Origin of the sequence: Actinomyces marseillensis, assembly GCF_900155605.1 — a bacterium.
Classification (GTDB): domain Bacteria; phylum Actinomycetota; class Actinomycetes; order Actinomycetales; family Actinomycetaceae; genus Pauljensenia; species Pauljensenia marseillensis.
The window spans coordinates 273141-289502 of sequence record NZ_LT707420.1 but is presented as its reverse complement, the minus strand read 5'-3'; the positions used below and the strand labels follow the sequence as shown (position 1 = coordinate 289502).

General features: G+C 58.1%; 15 protein-coding genes and 1 tRNA gene. 11 read left to right on the top strand and 5 right to left on the bottom strand.

The window, feature by feature from the left end; translation table 11 throughout:
- The first annotated feature begins 59 nt into the window (after window positions 1–59).
- The 9 genes from xylA (at window position 60) to BQ8011_RS01155 (ending at window position 10482) form a co-directional block, all read left to right on the top strand.
- The gene (gene xylA / locus BQ8011_RS01195; RefSeq protein ID WP_072456847.1) at window positions 60–1241 is read left to right on the top strand and encodes a xylose isomerase; all 1182 of its coding nucleotides are present in this window, start codon (window positions 60–62) and stop codon (window positions 1239–1241) included.
- A 4-nt stretch (window positions 1242–1245) separates the two neighbouring features.
- A complete protein-coding gene (locus BQ8011_RS01190) occupies window positions 1246–2604 on the top strand; it encodes a xylulokinase (protein ID WP_072456845.1) in 1359 nt (452 codons plus the stop codon).
- A gap of 246 nt (window positions 2605–2850) precedes the next feature.
- Window positions 2851–4197: an O-acetylhomoserine aminocarboxypropyltransferase/cysteine synthase family protein gene (locus BQ8011_RS01185; protein WP_072456843.1), complete on the top strand. Its 1347-nt coding sequence runs from the start codon at window positions 2851–2853 to the stop codon at window positions 4195–4197.
- Between the two features lie 44 nt (window positions 4198–4241).
- Window positions 4242–5402 (top strand): homoserine O-acetyltransferase MetX, encoded by a 1161-nt coding sequence (metX, locus tag BQ8011_RS01180; protein ID WP_072456841.1) that lies wholly within the window; start codon window positions 4242–4244, stop codon window positions 5400–5402.
- Between the two features lie 101 nt (window positions 5403–5503).
- A complete protein-coding gene (locus BQ8011_RS01175) occupies window positions 5504–7348 on the top strand; it encodes a carbohydrate-binding domain-containing protein (protein WP_072456838.1) in 1845 nt (614 codons plus the stop codon).
- Between the two features lie 421 nt (window positions 7349–7769).
- Entirely contained in the window at window positions 7770–8324 is a 555-nt protein-coding gene (locus tag BQ8011_RS01170; RefSeq protein ID WP_072456836.1) for a DUF4956 domain-containing protein, read from the top strand.
- Between the two features lie 55 nt (window positions 8325–8379).
- Window positions 8380–9183, top strand: a complete 804-nt coding sequence (locus BQ8011_RS01165; protein WP_072456834.1) for a polyphosphate polymerase domain-containing protein — start codon at window positions 8380–8382, stop codon at window positions 9181–9183.
- A 134-nt stretch (window positions 9184–9317) separates the two neighbouring features.
- A complete protein-coding gene (locus tag BQ8011_RS01160; protein WP_072456832.1) occupies window positions 9318–9782 on the top strand; it encodes a RidA family protein in 465 nt (154 codons plus the stop codon).
- A 115-nt stretch (window positions 9783–9897) separates the two neighbouring features.
- Window positions 9898–10482, top strand: a complete 585-nt coding sequence (locus BQ8011_RS01155) for a DUF2249 domain-containing protein (RefSeq protein ID WP_072456829.1) — start codon at window positions 9898–9900, stop codon at window positions 10480–10482.
- Between the two features lie 470 nt (window positions 10483–10952).
- Here the strand turns inward: BQ8011_RS01155 and BQ8011_RS01150 are convergent.
- A tRNA-Thr gene (locus BQ8011_RS01150) sits at window positions 10953–11025 on the bottom strand.
- Between the two features lie 171 nt (window positions 11026–11196).
- Between BQ8011_RS01150 and hemH the strand changes: the two genes are divergently transcribed.
- Complete coding sequence (gene hemH, locus BQ8011_RS01145; protein WP_072456826.1) at window positions 11197–12222, top strand: ferrochelatase; 1026 nt, start codon at window positions 11197–11199, stop codon at window positions 12220–12222.
- 73 nt (window positions 12223–12295) lie between these two features.
- Here the strand turns inward: hemH and BQ8011_RS01140 are convergent, their stop codons facing one another.
- Together BQ8011_RS01140 and BQ8011_RS01135 are read right to left on the bottom strand one after the other, a co-directional pair.
- Window positions 12296–13612: a chloride channel protein gene (locus tag BQ8011_RS01140; RefSeq protein WP_231945332.1), complete on the bottom strand. Its 1317-nt coding sequence runs from the start codon at window positions 13610–13612 to the stop codon at window positions 12296–12298.
- Between the two features lie 11 nt (window positions 13613–13623).
- Entirely contained in the window at window positions 13624–14079 is a 456-nt protein-coding gene (locus BQ8011_RS01135; RefSeq protein WP_072456823.1) for a MarR family winged helix-turn-helix transcriptional regulator, read from the bottom strand.
- A gap of 232 nt (window positions 14080–14311) precedes the next feature.
- On the opposite strand from BQ8011_RS01135, the gene BQ8011_RS01130 reads away from it, so the two are divergent.
- On the top strand, window positions 14312–14638 hold the full coding sequence (locus BQ8011_RS01130) for a histone-like nucleoid-structuring protein Lsr2 (protein WP_197678555.1): 327 nt from the start codon (window positions 14312–14314) through the stop codon (window positions 14636–14638).
- 149 nt (window positions 14639–14787) lie between these two features.
- Here the strand turns inward: BQ8011_RS01130 and BQ8011_RS01125 are convergent, their stop codons facing one another.
- The gene (locus BQ8011_RS01125) at window positions 14788–15792 is read right to left on the bottom strand and encodes an asparaginase (RefSeq protein WP_072456818.1); all 1005 of its coding nucleotides are present in this window, start codon (window positions 15790–15792) and stop codon (window positions 14788–14790) included.
- 224 nt (window positions 15793–16016) lie between these two features.
- A partial coding sequence (locus BQ8011_RS01120) for a DUF3060 domain-containing protein (RefSeq protein WP_077209657.1) occupies window positions 16017–16362 on the bottom strand: 346 nt, incomplete at its 5' end.

The following is a 16362-nucleotide window of genomic DNA, read 5'->3' as shown; positions in this document are numbered from 1 at the left end:
TGAGGCATAACAAAACCGTGCATACTTTTGCACCGATTAAAAATCTGGAAGGTCATGCTATGGCGCATACACCTCGACCCGAAGATCGCTTCTCTTTCGGCCTGTGGACCGTGGGATGGAATGCGGTTGATCCCTTTGGAACCGGTACCCGAGCTGTCCTCGATCCGTGGGAATACACGGCGAAACTCGCAGAAATCGGCGCCTGGGGTATTACATTCCATGACAATGATGTCTTCGACTTCGATGCCTCGGACTCGGAGCGTCATGAGCGAGTCATGCGCGTCAAAGAGGTCGCTGATGCAGCCGGACTCGTCATCGAAATGGTGACAACCAATACCTTCACCCACCCGGTCTTTAAAGACGGTGGATTGACAAATAACGACCGCGAGATCCGCCGTTTTGGCCTGCGCAAGATCTTGCGTAACGTCGACCTTGCGGCGGAACTTGGAGCAACAACCTTCGTCATGTGGGGTGGGCGCGAAGGCGCAGAATACGACTCCTCGAAAGACCTCAACGCCGCATTCGATCGCTACCGCGAAGGCCTCGATACCGTTGCCGCCTACATTAAGTCCCGCGGCTACGACCTCCGGATCGGTCTGGAACCCAAGCCCAATGAACCCCGAGGAGATATCTTCCTTCCCACCGTCGGTCACGCTTTGGCCCTGATCGCCCAGCTCGACAACGGTGATGTCGTCGGCTTGAACCCCGAAACCGGACACGAACAAATGGCCGGCCTGAACTACACGCACGCCTTGGCTCAGGCGCTCAACGCCGGAAAGCTCTTCCACATTGACCTCAATGGTCAATCTGGCCTGAAGTACGACCAAGATAAGGCATTCGGACACGGCGACTTGGCCAGCGCTTTCTTTACCGTCGACCTGCTCGAGAATGGCTTCCCCGGGGGAGGACCTCGCTACGAAGGGCCACGTCACTTTGACTACAAGCCCAGCCGAACCGAGGGCATGGAAGGCGTGTGGGAATCCGCGCGTGCAAACATGGAGATGTACCTGACTCTGGCCGAAAAGGCTCGCGAATTCCGCGCGGATCCGCTCACCCAAGAACTCATGGAAGCGGCATCTGTCGCCGAGCTGGCAACTCCCACGCTCGCACCCGGTGAAAGCATTGACGACTTCCTTGCTGACCGCAGTGCCTTCGAGGATTTCGACGCCGAAGCAAAGGGCGCTCGCGAGTACCACTACGTCGAGCTCTACCAGCAGGCCATGCGCCACCTGATCGGCTGAAACCATGAGTGAGAGCAGGCCATTCGTCGCTGGAGTCGACTCCTCCACGCAATCGTGCAAAGTTGTCATCTGCGATCCGGTCAGCGGCAGGATCGTCCGCGAAGGTCGCGCCTCGCACCCCGAGGGAAGCGAAGTCGACCCCCAGGCGTGGTGGGATGCCTTCCTCGAGGCTGTGCGCGCGGCTGGCGGCTTGGATGACGTGCGTGCGCTGAGCGTGGGCGGGCAACAACACGGAATGGTCTGCTTGGACGAGCGTGGCGAGGTCATCCGCCCGGCGCTTTTGTGGAACGATACCCGAAGCGCCGGCGCGGCCGAGGAACTCACCTGCGAACGAGGCGATGGAGACCGCGAGCTCGGTGCTCGCTGGTGGGCCCGCGCCACGGGCCTCGTTCCCGTTGCCTCTTTTACGGTCACCAAACTGCGCTGGCTTGCAGACAATGAACCGGAGAATGCAAGGAAGATTGCGGCAATCTGCCTTCCTCACGACTGGCTGAGTTGGAAAATCCGCGGCGGTTTTGAGACTGTCGGATTGGAAGGAATGTGCACCGACCGCTCCGACGCCTCGGGAACCGGATACATGGACCGGGCTGATGCGGCCTACAGGCGCGAAATCTTGGCTCAGGCCCTGCGAATTTCGGTGGAAGAAGCCGAGGGAATCATCCTGCCGAAGATCTGCGAGCCCATGGAGGCCATGGGATTTGGGGATCCAAGGCATGGATGGGGAGAAATCGCCATCGGCCCAGGGTGTGGGGATAATGCTGGGGCTGCGCTCGGTGTTGGCCTCGGTGTCGGACAGGCGTTGCTCTCGTTGGGAACCTCCGGGGTTGTTGCCGTTGTGAGTGAAACTCCCGTCGAGGACCCCAGCGGTCAAGTCGCCGGTTTTGCTGACGCAAGCGGGCACTGGCTTCCCCTCGCGTGCACGCTCAACGCCTCGCGAATCCTCGACGCGGTCGGCGCGATGAGCGGCCTCGGCTATGAGGAACTAGACGAAGCGGCACTGTCGGTTCCCGACGCGGGAGGGCTGCGCCTCGTTCCGTATTTTGAAGGCGAACGCACGCCGAACCTGCCCGATGCCACTGCCCGATTGGAGGGAATGACGCTCAAGAATTCGACGCGCGCGCACCTTGCTCGGGCCGGTGTCGAGGGGCTGCTAAGCCACATGCGTTTCGCGCTCGAATGCGTGCGTGAGCTGGGAGTTCCGATCGAGAAAGTGCTCGTTGTCGGCGGCGGAGCACGCTCGCGGGCAGTGCAGAGCTTGGCGCCCGAATTCTTGGGGGTGCCCGTTGAATTTCCCGAGGCAGCAGAATACGTCGCCCTGGGTGCCGCAAGGCAGGCGGGAATGTTACATTCGCCCACGATATGAGCACGCCGTGCGCGGCCCACGCCTGGGCCATAGCATGAGGCTATGTTCCAGCGAATGCGTAGCTGACCCTCGCGTCAGCTTTTGACCAGACCTACTGATGGCTAGAGATTACTCGCCCGGGTCGTACGTCTTTGCGTTGGAAACTGCCGCAATCGCCAAATTGTGAGCGTAGCGGCTCGACCCCTCAGCCATCGCCTCTCCTCACGTCACAAGAATCAAAAATCGTGAACACTAGGAGAAGTAACAATGGGCGCAATTGAGGCAACGGACACCGACTACCAGAACTCTTGGGCATTTGAGACCAAGCAAATTCACGCGGGCTGGGACCGCGATCCCCAAACCGGTGCAACTTCCATCCCGATTCTTCAAACCACTTCATTTGCCTTTGACTCTGCGGAACGCGCTGCAGCTCGCTTCGCCCTTCAAGAACTTGGCCCCATCTACACTCGCTTGGGCAACCCGACCAATGATTACGTCGAGGCCCGAATTGCTGCCCTCGAAGGTGGTGTCGGTGCGCTTCTGACTTCCTCTGGCCAATCTGCAATTACTCTTGCAATCCTGAACCTGGCATCTGCGGGGAATAACATTGTTGCTTCGCCTTCGCTTTACGGCGGTTCAACCTCGCTGCTCAACAACACCCTGCGTCGCCTCGGAATCGATGCCCGCTTCGTGAGCGATCCCTACGATGTGGACGAATGGCTATCTCTGGCCGATGAAAACACCGTTGCCTTCTACGGCGAAACCATCCCCAACCCCAAGGGCGATATCTTCGATATCGAGAAGATTGCGCAGGCCGCACACTCCGTTGGCGTTCCGCTGATCGTCGATAACACTGTTGCAACCCCCTACCTGACCAGGCCCATCGAGTGGGGCGCCGACATCGTCATCCACTCGGCCACGAAGTACCTGGGCGGACACGGAACCGCAATTTCGGGTGCAATTGTCGATGCCGGTAACTTCGACTACACGAAGGACCCCAAGCGTTTCCCCGGTTTCAATGAACCCGAATCTTCCTACGCGGGCCTTGTTTTCGGACATGACCTGAGCGCCGAGAAGCTCGGAGCAAACCTCTCCTACATCATTCGCGCACGTGGAATTGGCCTGCGAGATGTCGGCTGTGCTCCCTCGCCCTTCAACTCCTTCCTCATCGAGCAGGGGATCCAGACCCTGTCGCTACGCGTTGAGCGCCACGTTGACAACGCGCTGAAAGTTGCGAAGTTCCTCGAGGCCCACCCGCAGGTTGAGTCCGTCAACTACGCGGGCCTCGAGTCCTCGCCCTACTACGAGCTCCACCAGAAGTACAACCCGCGCGGTGCTGGCGGCCTGCTCTCCTTCGTCATCAAGGGCGGCCTCGAAGCCGGAACCTCATTTGCGACCTCGCTCAAGCTTCTCCCGACCGTTGCCAATATCGGTGACGCAAAGTCCTTGGTCATTCACCCCGCATCCACCACGCACTCCCAACTCAGTGAGTCCCAGCTGCGTGCCGCGGGAATTGAACCCGGAACCGTCCGCCTGTCCATTGGCATTGAGAACGTTAACGACATCATTGCCGACCTTGTCCAAGGATTCGAGGCCGTCGCCCACCTGGCCTGACACTGGCCAGCCCGCGCAATCTCGAGGTAAGTGAGGAAGAGACCATGAGCCGACGTGAACTTGGACCGATCCCCGTCAGTGGTGCGTGGACGCCTAATGACCCCGTCGCATTCCGTAAGTTTGCGCACTTGGGGCCCCTCCGCCTTGAAAATGGTTCATTCCTGCCGGAAGTGACACTGGCCTACGAGACCTTGGGCAGGCTCAACGAGGACCGATCGAATGCGATCCTCGTGCTGCACGCACTCACGGGCGATGCCCACATCTCGGGGCCGGCGGCTCCCGGCCAGGTCACTGCGGGCTGGTGGGAAGAGGCCGTCGGACCGGGCAAACCCTTGGATCCCGAGCGCTACTTCCTCGTCGTTCCCAACGTTCTCGGTGGCTGTCAGGGAAGCACGGGCCCGGCCTCGGCAGCGCCTGACGGGCAGCCGTGGGGTTCGCGTTTCCCCGTCATCTCAACGCGCGACCAGGTTCAGGCCGAGGCGCGGCTTGCGGATTACCTCGGGATTCCCACGTGGAACACGGTCATCGGCGCCTCCCTGGGAGGACACCGCGCGCTCGAGTGGGGAGTGACCTTCCCGCTGCGCTGTGAGCGCTTGGTCGTCGTGGCCTCGGCGGCATGCACGAACGCGGAACGTGCGGCTTGGGCGCACACTCAAATCCGCGCCATTGAACTGGACCCCAACTGGCGAGGCGGAGACTACTACGACCAAGAAGAAGGCCCTCACGCGGGACTCAACCTCGCGCGACAAATCGCTCACGCCACCTACCGCTGCCCCGATGAGCTGGACGCGCGCTTCGGGCGCGCACCCCAGGACCGCGAGGACGTGTTAAGCGGCGGCCGTCTGGCTGTCCAGTCCTACTTGGACTACCACGGGGCAAAGCTCGTGCGTCGTTTCGACGCGGGTTCCTACGTTTCCTTGTGCCGCACGATGCTGAGCTACGACATCGGTCGCGATCGCGGGGGAATTACCGAGGCACTGCGGCAGATCACCGCGCGAACGCTGGTCATTTCGGTGGACTCGGACCGACTCTTCTTCGCGAAAGAAGGACTCAAGGTTGCCGAGGGAATCCCCGGCGCGCAATACGCGTGCCTGTCGTCTCCGCATGGCCATGACGGCTTCCTCATCGAGTACGAACAGCTCAATCGAGTCCTCGAGGATTTCCTGGAAAATCAACCTTCTTTCATTGATTCTTCGGCACTGTAAAGGCGCAATTTTCTTTCTTATGTGAGGCCTGAGCTAGGCACAGCTCATTCATAGAGTCGACTGGCTCAATTGGATCATCACGATCCACGAAAGGACCTCACATGAAAACGCCAGCATCGACTCTTGTACGGTTATCAGCCGTAGCCGCGGTCGGCGCGCTCGCACTGAGCGCTTGCGCATCGACTTCCGGCACCGCATCGGCCTCGTCGGCCGTCAGCGCGAAGGCTGCCTCAAGCTCATCGGTTTCCGCAGAGTCTGGGACTGTCATTGCTCCTCCGACCGCTGCCGAGGCCCTGGCTGCGAACGCGAAAGCCTCCTACGTTGAGGACAGCGCGTGGGATGCTTCTTCGGCTCAGACCATTTCTTTGAACGGAAGCAGCGCGAGTACATCAGCATCCGGAGTGAAGGTCGACGGCTCCACGGTGACGATCACCCAGGCTGGCGTCTACAAGCTCTCTGGAACGCTCAATGGACAGGTCAAGGTCGAGGCCGGGAAAGATGCCCAGGTCGTCTTGATCCTTGACGGTGCGACAATCACAAACTCGTCGGGGAGCGCGATCAATGTGGTCTCAGCAGATGATGTTGTTCTGTCATTGAATGGTTCAAACACCGTCACTGACGGCACTCCCTCGGATACGAATGCTGAGGACAACGCGGCGATTTATTCCGATGCCGACCTCACTATTACGGGTAGCGGTTCGCTGACGGTCAATGCCAACTACAACGACGGTATTACCAGCAAGGACGATCTCTACATTCTGTCGGGTAACATCACGGTCACCTCGAAGGACGATGCGCTACGTGGCAAGGACTCGCTGACCGTTGCTGGCGGAACTATCAAGCTCACTTCAGGAGGGGACGGCCTGAAGTCTGACCAAGATAGCGATACCACTAAGGGCTACGTCAATATCACCGGTGGCACCATCGAAATCACCTCCGCGGGTGACGGTATTCAGGGTGAAACCGATGTCATTATCACCGGTGGAGATACGACGATCATTGCCGGTGGCGGGGCCTCGTCTGGAAAGGACTCCAATAATTCCACTAAGGGAATTAAGGCCGGTGTCTTCCTGATCGAAGACGGTGGCGAGGTCACGATTGACTCCGGTGACGATGGTCTGCACTCCGATGGTGCAATCCGGCTGACCTCCGGAACAATCGTTGCATCAACCGCTGACGATGGTATCCACGCTGAGGGTGCGGCCGTTCTTGACGGCGCGAAGGTTACGGTTGAACAGTCTAATGAAGCCCTTGAGGGCGGTTTGATCACCATCTCCAATGGTGAGGTCAATCTGACCTCCAGTGATGACGGTATCAACGGCTCCGGTTCGACCACCGTTGCGGCAGTTGAAGCGGCGAAGACCGCGACAAAGACGACCACGACCAACAACGGACCCGGTGGCGGTGGCTCCATGCAGGACACCGGTGAGAAGATCCTAATTTCGGGCGGAACCGTGACGGTGAACGCCGGCGGTGACGGCATCGACTCCAATGGCTCGGTGGAGATCTCCGGCGGTAACACGATCGTTTACGGCCCGACGGATGGCGGGAACGGCGCACTGGATTCGAACGGTGAATTCTTGGTCAGTGGTGGAACGCTGATCGCGATTGGTTCTTCCGGAATGGCTGAATCGCCTTCGACCAACTCTTCACAGGGATGGCTGCAGGCTTCGGCTTCCGGTAACGCGAACTCGACTGTGACCATTAAGGATTCCAGTGGAAAGGTCTTGGCCAACATTAAGGCCGCAAAGACCTTCCAGAACGTGGTCTTCTCCTCTGCGGATGTGTCGAATAGCCAGAGCTACACGGTGAGTGTGGATTCCAATTCGACCTCTGTCACTGCGGGTCAATCGACCGGTGGCCAGGGCGGTCCTGGTGGGGGAGCGCCCGGTGGTCAGGGAGGTGCTCCTGGCGGACAAGGCGGAAACCGTCAGGGCGGCCGCTGAGTGAAAGAGTGGGGGGATGCAACTACGGTTGCATCCCCCCACTACTCGTTTGATTCACATCGTTCGGTCCAGTGCCCCTTTTGGTTAATGGTGGCCAGTGGATCCACCCCGTGGACTCGCCCCGTGGATCCAGCCCGCGGACCGACCCCGTGGACAAAGTGCGTCTGAACGGAAGGAGTCATGTGGGATACGGCCGGAATTGCTCGAGCAATGACGCACTTTGTCCGGGTACATGTACGCAAGAAACGATCTTCTCGCTCTGTGGGTGTCTCAGGCCGATTTGTCCGGGCGTCCTAGTCTCGAGTACGACCAAGGCATCTCCCAAAAAGCATGGCCGGGTCAAGTCTCCCACATAGCTCATTCATAGACTCCGCTGGCTCAATAGTTATGTCACGCACGAAACAAGCTTGAGGAGCATCAAATGATTGCACTCACCACAGCGATGGTTCTGCCGATCATCATCGACCTTCTCGCAATGTTGATCCTGGTTGGAGCCCTCTACTACCCCCGCCACCGACGCGCCGATCTCGTCGTCGCATTCTTTGTTGTGAACATCGGCGTCCTTGCGGTCGCAAGCGTCATGGCAAACTCGACGATATCCGCAGGCCTTGGCCTCTTCGGTGTCTTGTCGATCATCCGACTGCGCTCCGACGAAATCAGCCAGCGCGAAATCGCCTACTACTTTGCTTCCCTTGCCATTGGTCTGCTCCTCGGCATGAGCACCGCGATCTACTCCTACGCAATGGTCGCATTGGTGCTTGCAACTTTGGCCATTGGTGATTCAACTCTGATCCTAGGACGCTCCGGCTCGCAGCAAGTCCAATTCGACCGTGCAATCGCAGACGAGAAGGAACTTCGCCAAGCACTTGAAGCCCGCATGGGTGTCAAGGTAACCGGAGTCAAGGTCATCAAACTCGACATGGTCAACGATCTCACCTTGGTTGATGTTCGCTACCGGGTCCCGGCCAAGCGCTGAACTTAACGCAAATCGCCACCCCGGCCTCGGCCTCGTGAAAGAACTGGAGGACACCATGACGCACGAACTACACAACCTGACGAACCTCGAACGAATCAGCCTTGATGACATGAACGCACGCGCCGCGATGCTCACGCGAGTCGACCGCAAGTACGTCGTGCCCACGGATCGCTTGGATCAGTTGCTCGCGCTCATGAACCCCGCAACGCAGATCCTTGAAATCGGAGGGAAGATTGAGCAGCGCTATGCCTCGTGCTACTTCGATACTCCCGAGCTGCACTCCTTCATGGACACCGCGCACAAGCGCCGCCGCCGCTACAAGGTCCGTACGCGCTCTTACCTTGATTCGGAGCTGGCATTCCTTGAAGTTAAGACCCGAGGCCCGCGCGGGCACACCGTCAAGAAGCGCTTGGCCTACGACTTCGCTCAGGCTGCGCGGATGGAACTGAGTCGCGAGGGCAGGTTTTGGGTGGCCGAAAGGCTCGAGGCCGCTCAGTGCTTTGACGGCGTCGATCGAGTAGATTCCCTGGTCCCCGTACTCTCTGGAACCTACACGCGTTCGACGCTTCTCATGGCAGACGGTCAGGGGCGAGCGACGATTGACACCGATCTGAACTGGGACTCATTGGGACATGAGCTTCAGGCTCCCCACATTGCGATTATTGAAACCAAATCAGGCGCAGCTCCGTCTGAGCTAGACCGACTGCTGTGGGCAAACAGGATCCGGCCGTCGCGTATCTCGAAGTACGCGACTGCGATGGCTCTGCTGACTCCGGACTTACAGACAAACCGGTGGACTCGCGTGATTGATCGTTTCTTCACGATGAGGCCGATGGTTCAGCAGGCGCTTGCCGCATGAGCAGATCACGGGGTTGATCCCGTACACAAGCTGTCCCGCGAAGTGTGCGTGATGACCCAGAGGTGCTGCGCGGGACTAGGCTGGGGGGTGTGGAAATTCCACGCCCCCCAGTTCTGATGAGATCGTGAGGAAAAATGACACTGCCTTCGGAGAAACTTGCTGAGCTTGGCCTTGAACTACCTGAGGTTGCCAAGCCTGTTGCCGCCTATGTTCCTGCCATTGAGGATCGCGGTGTTGTGCGCACCTCCGGTCAGCTTCCCTTGGAAAATGGCGAGTTGGCATGCATTGGTGCGGTTGGTGAAGATGGTGCGGATCCCGAAGACGCGTACGAGGCCGCGCGGATTTGTGCGTTGAACGCGATGGCGGCTGCAGCTGCAGTTGCTGGCGGTGTGGATCGTCTGGCCTCGGTAGTTAAGGTGACTGCTTTTGTCGCGTCCTTGCCGAATTTCTATGGGCAGGCTGCTGTGGTCAATGGAGCATCTGAACTGCTGGGCGAGGTTTTTGGCTCTCAGCACGCGCGTTCGGCTGTGGGTGTTGCGGCCTTGCCGCTGAATGCCTCGGTCGAGGTTGAGGTGGAGTTTGTGCTCCGTTCCGAGTAAACGGGATCGCTCAGCGCTCTATTTAGCAAGGATTTAAACTGAAATAAAGGTCTGTATGCGGGCGTTCCTGTGAGTGCCCGCTGATTTACAGCGTTATTCCAAGGAAGAGGACAAAATGGCAGAGACTTTGCCCGAGGCAGCAGCGCCGGGAACTGGACAGCAATTCAAGCTGGTTGACGTGTCGACCACCCCCTCTGAGGGAGGTTGTGGCTGCGGTTGTGGTGGCCACGGAAAGAAGGAACAGGCTGCTCCTGCAGCAACTGCACCCGAGTCGCACGGAGGCTGTGGCTGCGGTGGGCACGGACATAAGGCTGAGGCCGCACCTGCCCGTGAATCACACGGCGGTTGTGGTTGTGGCGGACATGGACACGGTGCTCAGGAAGCTCCGAAGGCTGAAGCACCTGCTCACGGGGGCTGCGGTTGCGGTGATCACGGCCAGGGAACAGCGCACGTTGTATCGCAGGATCCCGCCGTTCGTGAGGACGAACTTGTTATTCACTCCCTGCCCAAGGTCGTTCGCCATGCACTGTTGTTTGCCGCGATGGATAACCTGCCGCTTGGCGCATCGCTGATTGTCGTTGCTCCGCATCAGCCTGTCCCGCTGTTCAATTACCTGCAGGAAAGCGAATCGCACTACCGCGTCGAGACAATCGAGACCGGCCCGGTCGACTGGCGCTACCGCATTACGCGTCTGTCCTAATTTTCTGAGGCTCAATGCCCGCGAGCTCTGCGCTCGCGGGCATTTCTGTGTCTTGGTCTACCCGGGTTCTATATTGGCCTCCGCGTGTCCGCGGCTTTCGCGTGTCCGCGGCATCCGCGGACAAAGTGCGTCTGAATGGGGGAGGCTTTGGTGATTTTCTCCGATAACCCGGAAGTAATGACGCACTTTGTCCGATGCATTGAGGTGAAGAGCAACCTCGCGGCAAGGTGTCGGTACTTTGTCCGATGTGCCGAGGTGACGAGCAACCTCACGACGCCCTTGCTCAAGTGCCTCGCTCGGTTCGCCGTCAGTGGCCGAGCAAGTCCTGTCGCTGGCCGAGCCGCCCCGCTGCGTGGCCGAGCCGCGCAGCCGACTGACTAAGCGATGCCCCGTCAGGTGACCGCTGTCCAGTTTCAATAAGAAAACCCGAAATACCAGCGAAACTTTCGTTGGTACTTCGGGTTGTTCTGAGCCGCCTGTGGGAATCGAACCCACGACCTATTCATTACGAGTGAATCGCTCTGCCGACTGAGCTAAGGCGGCCGGGCAAATCCTCACTTCCGAAGGGAAGTGCAGAAAAGCTACCGGAAGTACTTTAGCGGTATCCGCTTCGGAGAAGCAAACGTTGTGCTGCTGCGACGGTGTGTGATTACCCGCACCTACTCTCGCTCGTGCCCGCCCCTACCTGCACGTTCCTGGGTGCTACCCTGAATTGTGTTGACAGAACATGACAAAACGTCAGAAAACCCAGCGGAGACGCCCGTCGTCCTTCTTGTAAATCTAGGGACTCCCGAATCGCCCAGCCCCAGCGATATTCGCCGTTTTTTGCGTGAATTTCTGAGTGATCGTCGAGTAATTGAACTTCATCCTCTGATCTGGAAGCCAGTTCTTGAAGGCGTGATTCTTCCTTTCCGCCCCTCTCGAGTCGCACCAAACTATCGTTCGATTTGGACTGAGCATGGTTCGCCGCTCATGGCGTATTCCATCGCCCAAGCCGAATCTCTTTCAGAGCTGCTTGGCGGTCAAGCGAAAGTTGCGCTCGCTATGCGCTACGGAAAGCCCTCTATTGAGAGCGTCCTTGATGATGTGTTCGCAAAGGGGCATCGCCGCGTCCTTCTTCTCCCCGCCTATCCGCAATATGCCGCGTCATCTGCGGGAACAGTCACTGACGCATTAGCGCGCTACATCCTGAAACGTCGCAATCATATGGAAGTGCGCACGATCCGTTCGTTCCCTACGGAACCCGCCTATATTGAAGCCCTAGCCTGCGCTATCGAGGAAGATTGGGCACGCCGGGGTCGCCCTGATTTCGCATCTGGAGATCAGCTCCTTGCGTCTTTCCATTCCATCCCTCAGAAAATGCACGATGCGGGTGATCCCTACAAGCATGAGTGTATGGCGACGGCAAATGCACTCCGAGCGCGCTTAAATCTCGACGAAGACCAGCTTCTAGTCACTTTCCAATCGGTTTTTGGGCCCGCGAAATGGTTGGGGCCGGCGACCATCGATACCGTTGCTGAGCTTGCTCGTCACGGGACCCGGCGTCTTGATGTGATTTGCCCTGGATTTATGGCGGACTGCCTTGAAACCGTCGACGAGATTGCTCAACTGAACCGGGAGACTTTCCTGGAAGCGGGCGGCTCAGAGTTCAACTACATCCCGTGGGGAAATGCCTCGCGCGGTGCCGTCGAGACTTTGGAGGCCCTCGCCCGGCGCGGGCTTGCGGGTTGGATTGATTGACGAGGCCGTGGGGGAGTTATAGGAAACGCCTCGTGCATTGGTGCTCGCTGACGAGGTCGCGCCAAGAAACCCGCTAGGCTTCGGTTCGGTGCGTGCGCAGTTGCGTCCAGAGGCGCGAGGCGCCGACACCTAGTCCGAGCGCGATCGTGGTTGGAACCAAGAGCGTCGCGCCTCGGTGTGTAAATTCAATGACCAAGCACAGTGCGGTCAGAGGGGCACTCATTGATGTGCCGAGGAAAACTACTGCACCGATGAATGCGAAACACGCAATGGCTGTCGTGTCGCCGGGGTAGATGTGTGACCAGATGATGCCGAAGACCGCCCCGCAGGAGCCGCCAAGCGCAAGTCCTGGCGTTAGCGTGCCACCCCATGCGCCCGAGCGAATGGTTGCGAGCGTCCCGACAAGCTTCGTCAGACCATCGATGAGCAGAGAAACGAGAAGCGCCAGGCCGATTCCAGATGCCGCGCGTGCTCCTTCGCCCAGAATCGCGCCGTCAAATGCTAACTGTGCGGTGGACTGGCCATTCCCAGCAATCGATGGGACCCAGATGGTGATGACCCCGATGAGCGTGAAGGTGGGGATCATCCATGCGAGCAGTTTCCAGCCGGTGGGTCGCGCGGCGGAACAGGATTTAACCGCGCCCTTGAAAAGAGTGCCCAGAACGCCAAGAAGGGGCCCGACGATAATGGCCCACAGGGTGAGGGAAGCAGTTGGGACCATCTGCGTGGCCTCGGGAAGAGAATAGAAAGGCTCGGTACGCACCCAACCGTGTGCAACTAAAACCGCGCCGCCGCTAATGACTAAGGCGGGCCAGACGGTGCTTGCGTTTACTTCAAGAAGAAGAATCTCGAGCGCAAACACGGCTCCCGAGAGGGGAAGTGAATAGACAGCGGCGAGGCCGGCGCCGGCTGCGCAGCCGACAATGATCCGGCGTTGTGGGGGAGTCAGTCCGAGTAGATCAGAAATTTTCGCACCGAGGGACGCACTGATTTCGCGGGGAGCGACTTCTCGTCCGATGGAAGCACCCATCCCCACAATGAGGATTTGATTCAGTGAGTGCCAGAGCGTGAGCCAAAAAGGCATCTTCTGGCCATCAACTGCTTTTGGAAGAGAGACAGGCTTCCCGCCCATGCGGGAGTAGAGGTACCAGGACAATGCGCCGAGAACGCCCGCTCCACTTAAAGCAAGGACACGGTGCCACCAGGGAACTAAGGAGATCGCCTGAAGAAGTGTGCCATCAAAGTGGCCGAAAACAAGGTGCTCGATGATGTGGAGAAGATGCGAACACCCGGCGCCCACAAGCCCTGCAGCAGTTGCGGTAATTGCAACCGCGAGCCCCATTCGAAGGCGGGGAGACCATGCAGAGATTGGGAAACCGGGTGTACTCACAGTTCCTGAGACTAGTGACGTTTCTCGACTTCGTCCAAACGCGTGTTCACATCTGAGCTCACGCGAATAATGACGCTGAGGTCTTCGTCGGAAATGTCATCGCTAATGATGTCGCGAAGAAGAGCTCGCTCAACGCGCTGCGCCTTGGTGAGGAGTTCCTTGCCTGCATCCGTGATTGTGATTGTGCCGCCACGACGGTCGAACTCGTAGGGAGTGCGCACGACGAGGTTGCGGCTGGCAAGGCGGCGATAGGTGTGGGTCAATCGCGAAGGACTAAAAATGACCGATTGGGCAAGTTCTCCCATTCGGATTCCGATTTCACCGGTTGATGCGACCTCGTCAAGGACGCGGTACTCGCCGAGCGACAGTCCGAAATTGCGCTTGAGTACAACCTCAAGAGCCGCCGAAGCCCTAGTAATAGTAATGAAAAACTGTTCGATCTCGCGAGCACGCTTTTCTTGGTTCATGTCCCTTCTCCGTTTTGCGTTCAACACCGAGGATTCTCTAACAAAAGGACAGTTTATAGACTTTGGCCAGGCCGTTCAACGCTCAAAAGCGAAATTGAGACAGCAAAATTGGCCCCTCAGCGGATTATTAGTCCCCACATAGAATGTGATAACTTTTGATTAAATGTGCATTGCTTGATTGAAGAGAGCTTATTTCTCTCCCAATCTAATGAGTTTTCGAAAGGTGAAAACTGTGCAGAAAAAAGTTGTTGTATTAGTCGACGACCGTGACGGCTCAGTTGCCGAACAAACCATTTCTTTTGCCTTCAAAGGTGTATCGTACGAGATTGACCTTTCGAACGAAAACGCCGAAGAGTTTGAGCGGGTACTCTCCCCTTGGATCTCAGCCGCCCGTAGGGTTGGTGGGCGATTGAATAGTCGTCGTGCGGGTCAGTCTGCTGCCCCTGAATCAAAGAGTTCACAGGTGCGACGCTGGGCACGCAAAAAAGGAATTTCTTTGAGTGAACGCGGACGTATTCCGACGGCAATTATTGAGCAATTCGAAAAAGAGAATCGCTGAGTTTTCTTAAGGAAAACTTATCTTTATGCGGGGTGGTTTAAAACAGAACACCCCGCATTTATTTGTGTATCCAATACGTTTTGTATTGAGTGGTCAGTTTTCGAAGCTGCTTACGGAGCGCCTGTTGATTGGGCAAACGTGCAGCTCAACTAGGCAATAGCTGGGAGATTGAGCTCTCCTGCAATAGACCGGTTCATCCACTGCGCGAACTGATCACCACGAATTTCCTGCGAAAGCAAGAAGATTGTCTTTGCGTAGAGAGCTTCCAAGGTCATGTCATGAGCGCTGATGGCCCCTAAACGTGCCAAGGCGCTACCAGCCTCGTAATGGCCCAGAACCACTTCAGATTGGTAACACTGGGAAGCCACAATCAGCGGAACATCGTGTGCTCGGAGCCCTGCAAGAACATCGACAATTCCCGGATCAGAAGCCGGGATATTACCGACGCCGTAGGCGCGAATAATGACAGCTTCGGGTGCGGGAGTCAGCATTGCCTGCAGGCGCCTGGCGGAAAGCCCGGGAACAACATCGATGACCGCGACATCGTGACGGGTATAGGGGGCGGGCTCGGCCCAGCCCTCACCCGCCTCGATGCCGTGGTACCACTGCCACGGAGCACCGGTGCGCGCGACCGGCAAAGTCGAAGGGGAATCAAAGCCGGCGAAAGCCCATGATGAGGTCTTTGTCGCGCGATTGCCCGCCAAAAGCGTGTGGCCAAAGAACAGCGTGACACCTCGAACTTGCGGGCTTCCAACGGCGCGCAAAGCCCCCGTGACATTCGCCGATGCGTCCGTACCCACTACCCCCAGCGGATACTGTGAGCCCGTGAAGACAATCGGCTTCTCAAAATCGGCCAGCGCATAGGAGAGGGCAGCTGAGGTGTAGGCCATGGTGTCTGTGCCGTGTAAAACGATAAAAGCATCCGCACTATCGGCGTGAGAACGAACGTCCTCGATAATCATCTGCCAATGAACAGGCGTCGTCTCGGAAGAATCAACCAAAGGGGAGAGCTGAGAAAGAGAAACCTGTCCTGAGAGTTCAATACCGTCCAATTGCGCATTGAGCCACGAGGCCAAGTCAGCGCCCGGACGCAAACCGTCGGGAGAATCAACCATTCCGATGGTGCCCCCGGCGTAGGTTACGTGGATCCTCATGATGGTCCTCTTCTGTTGCGTGGACGATTGGTGGTGAAGCGAAGCGCCAGATGAAAGCGAATGGCCGGCTCGGCCTCGTCAATCGAAGAAAATCTATCGCGAATGGATGGCTGCGTGCACGCCATTAAGCGGAGGTTCTCATCAAAGATGCCGGACGCTCGCGCATACGGAGAAGGGGCCAGGACGCCTGACGCATCCCAGCCCCCTCTGCAAACTACAGAGACTCAGCCCTTGGAGACCGAGTTGTTGGCACCCGTATCGGCAACATTGGGGTTGCCCGAGGAGTAGGTGACTTTGTTGCTCGAGCCGCTGATGCTCACGCGGTTCACGGAAGCGAGGGTGACAGTGTTGTCGCTGCCGCCGATGGTGATGGACTCGATTGCGTGGGTCGAGGTCAGCTTGACGTCCGAACCGAAGATCACCACGTGGGCGACGCCCTCGGGAACGGTGACAACAACGTCAGAATCTACGATAGTCTGAGTGCTTCCGGTGACGCCCTGTGCCGTTTCCTTCGCGCCATTAGCAGCAGAAGAAGCGGTTGCCTGCGCTGCGGAGACGGTCGCAGACGCG

Bases quoted from the DNA above. Each gene is read 5' to 3' on its own strand.
- BQ8011_RS01125 (WP_072456818.1), bottom strand. From the start codon at position 15,792: ATGAGGATCCACGTAACCTACGCCGGGGGCACCATCGGAATGGTTGAT.
- BQ8011_RS01165 (WP_072456834.1), top strand. From the start codon at position 8,380: ATGACGCACGAACTACACAACCTGACGAACCTCGAACGAATCAGCCTT.
- BQ8011_RS01155 (WP_072456829.1), top strand. From the start codon at position 9,898: ATGGCAGAGACTTTGCCCGAGGCAGCAGCGCCGGGAACTGGACAGCAA.
- xylA (WP_072456847.1), top strand. From the start codon at position 60: ATGGCGCATACACCTCGACCCGAAGATCGCTTCTCTTTCGGCCTGTGG.
- BQ8011_RS01175 (WP_072456838.1), top strand. From the start codon at position 5,504: ATGAAAACGCCAGCATCGACTCTTGTACGGTTATCAGCCGTAGCCGCG.
- metX (WP_072456841.1), top strand. From the start codon at position 4,242: ATGAGCCGACGTGAACTTGGACCGATCCCCGTCAGTGGTGCGTGGACG.
- BQ8011_RS01160 (WP_072456832.1), top strand. From the start codon at position 9,318: ATGACACTGCCTTCGGAGAAACTTGCTGAGCTTGGCCTTGAACTACCT.
- BQ8011_RS01135 (WP_072456823.1), bottom strand. From the start codon at position 14,079: ATGAACCAAGAAAAGCGTGCTCGCGAGATCGAACAGTTTTTCATTACT.
- BQ8011_RS01190 (WP_072456845.1), top strand. From the start codon at position 1,246: ATGAGTGAGAGCAGGCCATTCGTCGCTGGAGTCGACTCCTCCACGCAA.
- BQ8011_RS01170 (WP_072456836.1), top strand. From the start codon at position 7,770: ATGATTGCACTCACCACAGCGATGGTTCTGCCGATCATCATCGACCTT.
- BQ8011_RS01185 (WP_072456843.1), top strand. From the start codon at position 2,851: ATGGGCGCAATTGAGGCAACGGACACCGACTACCAGAACTCTTGGGCA.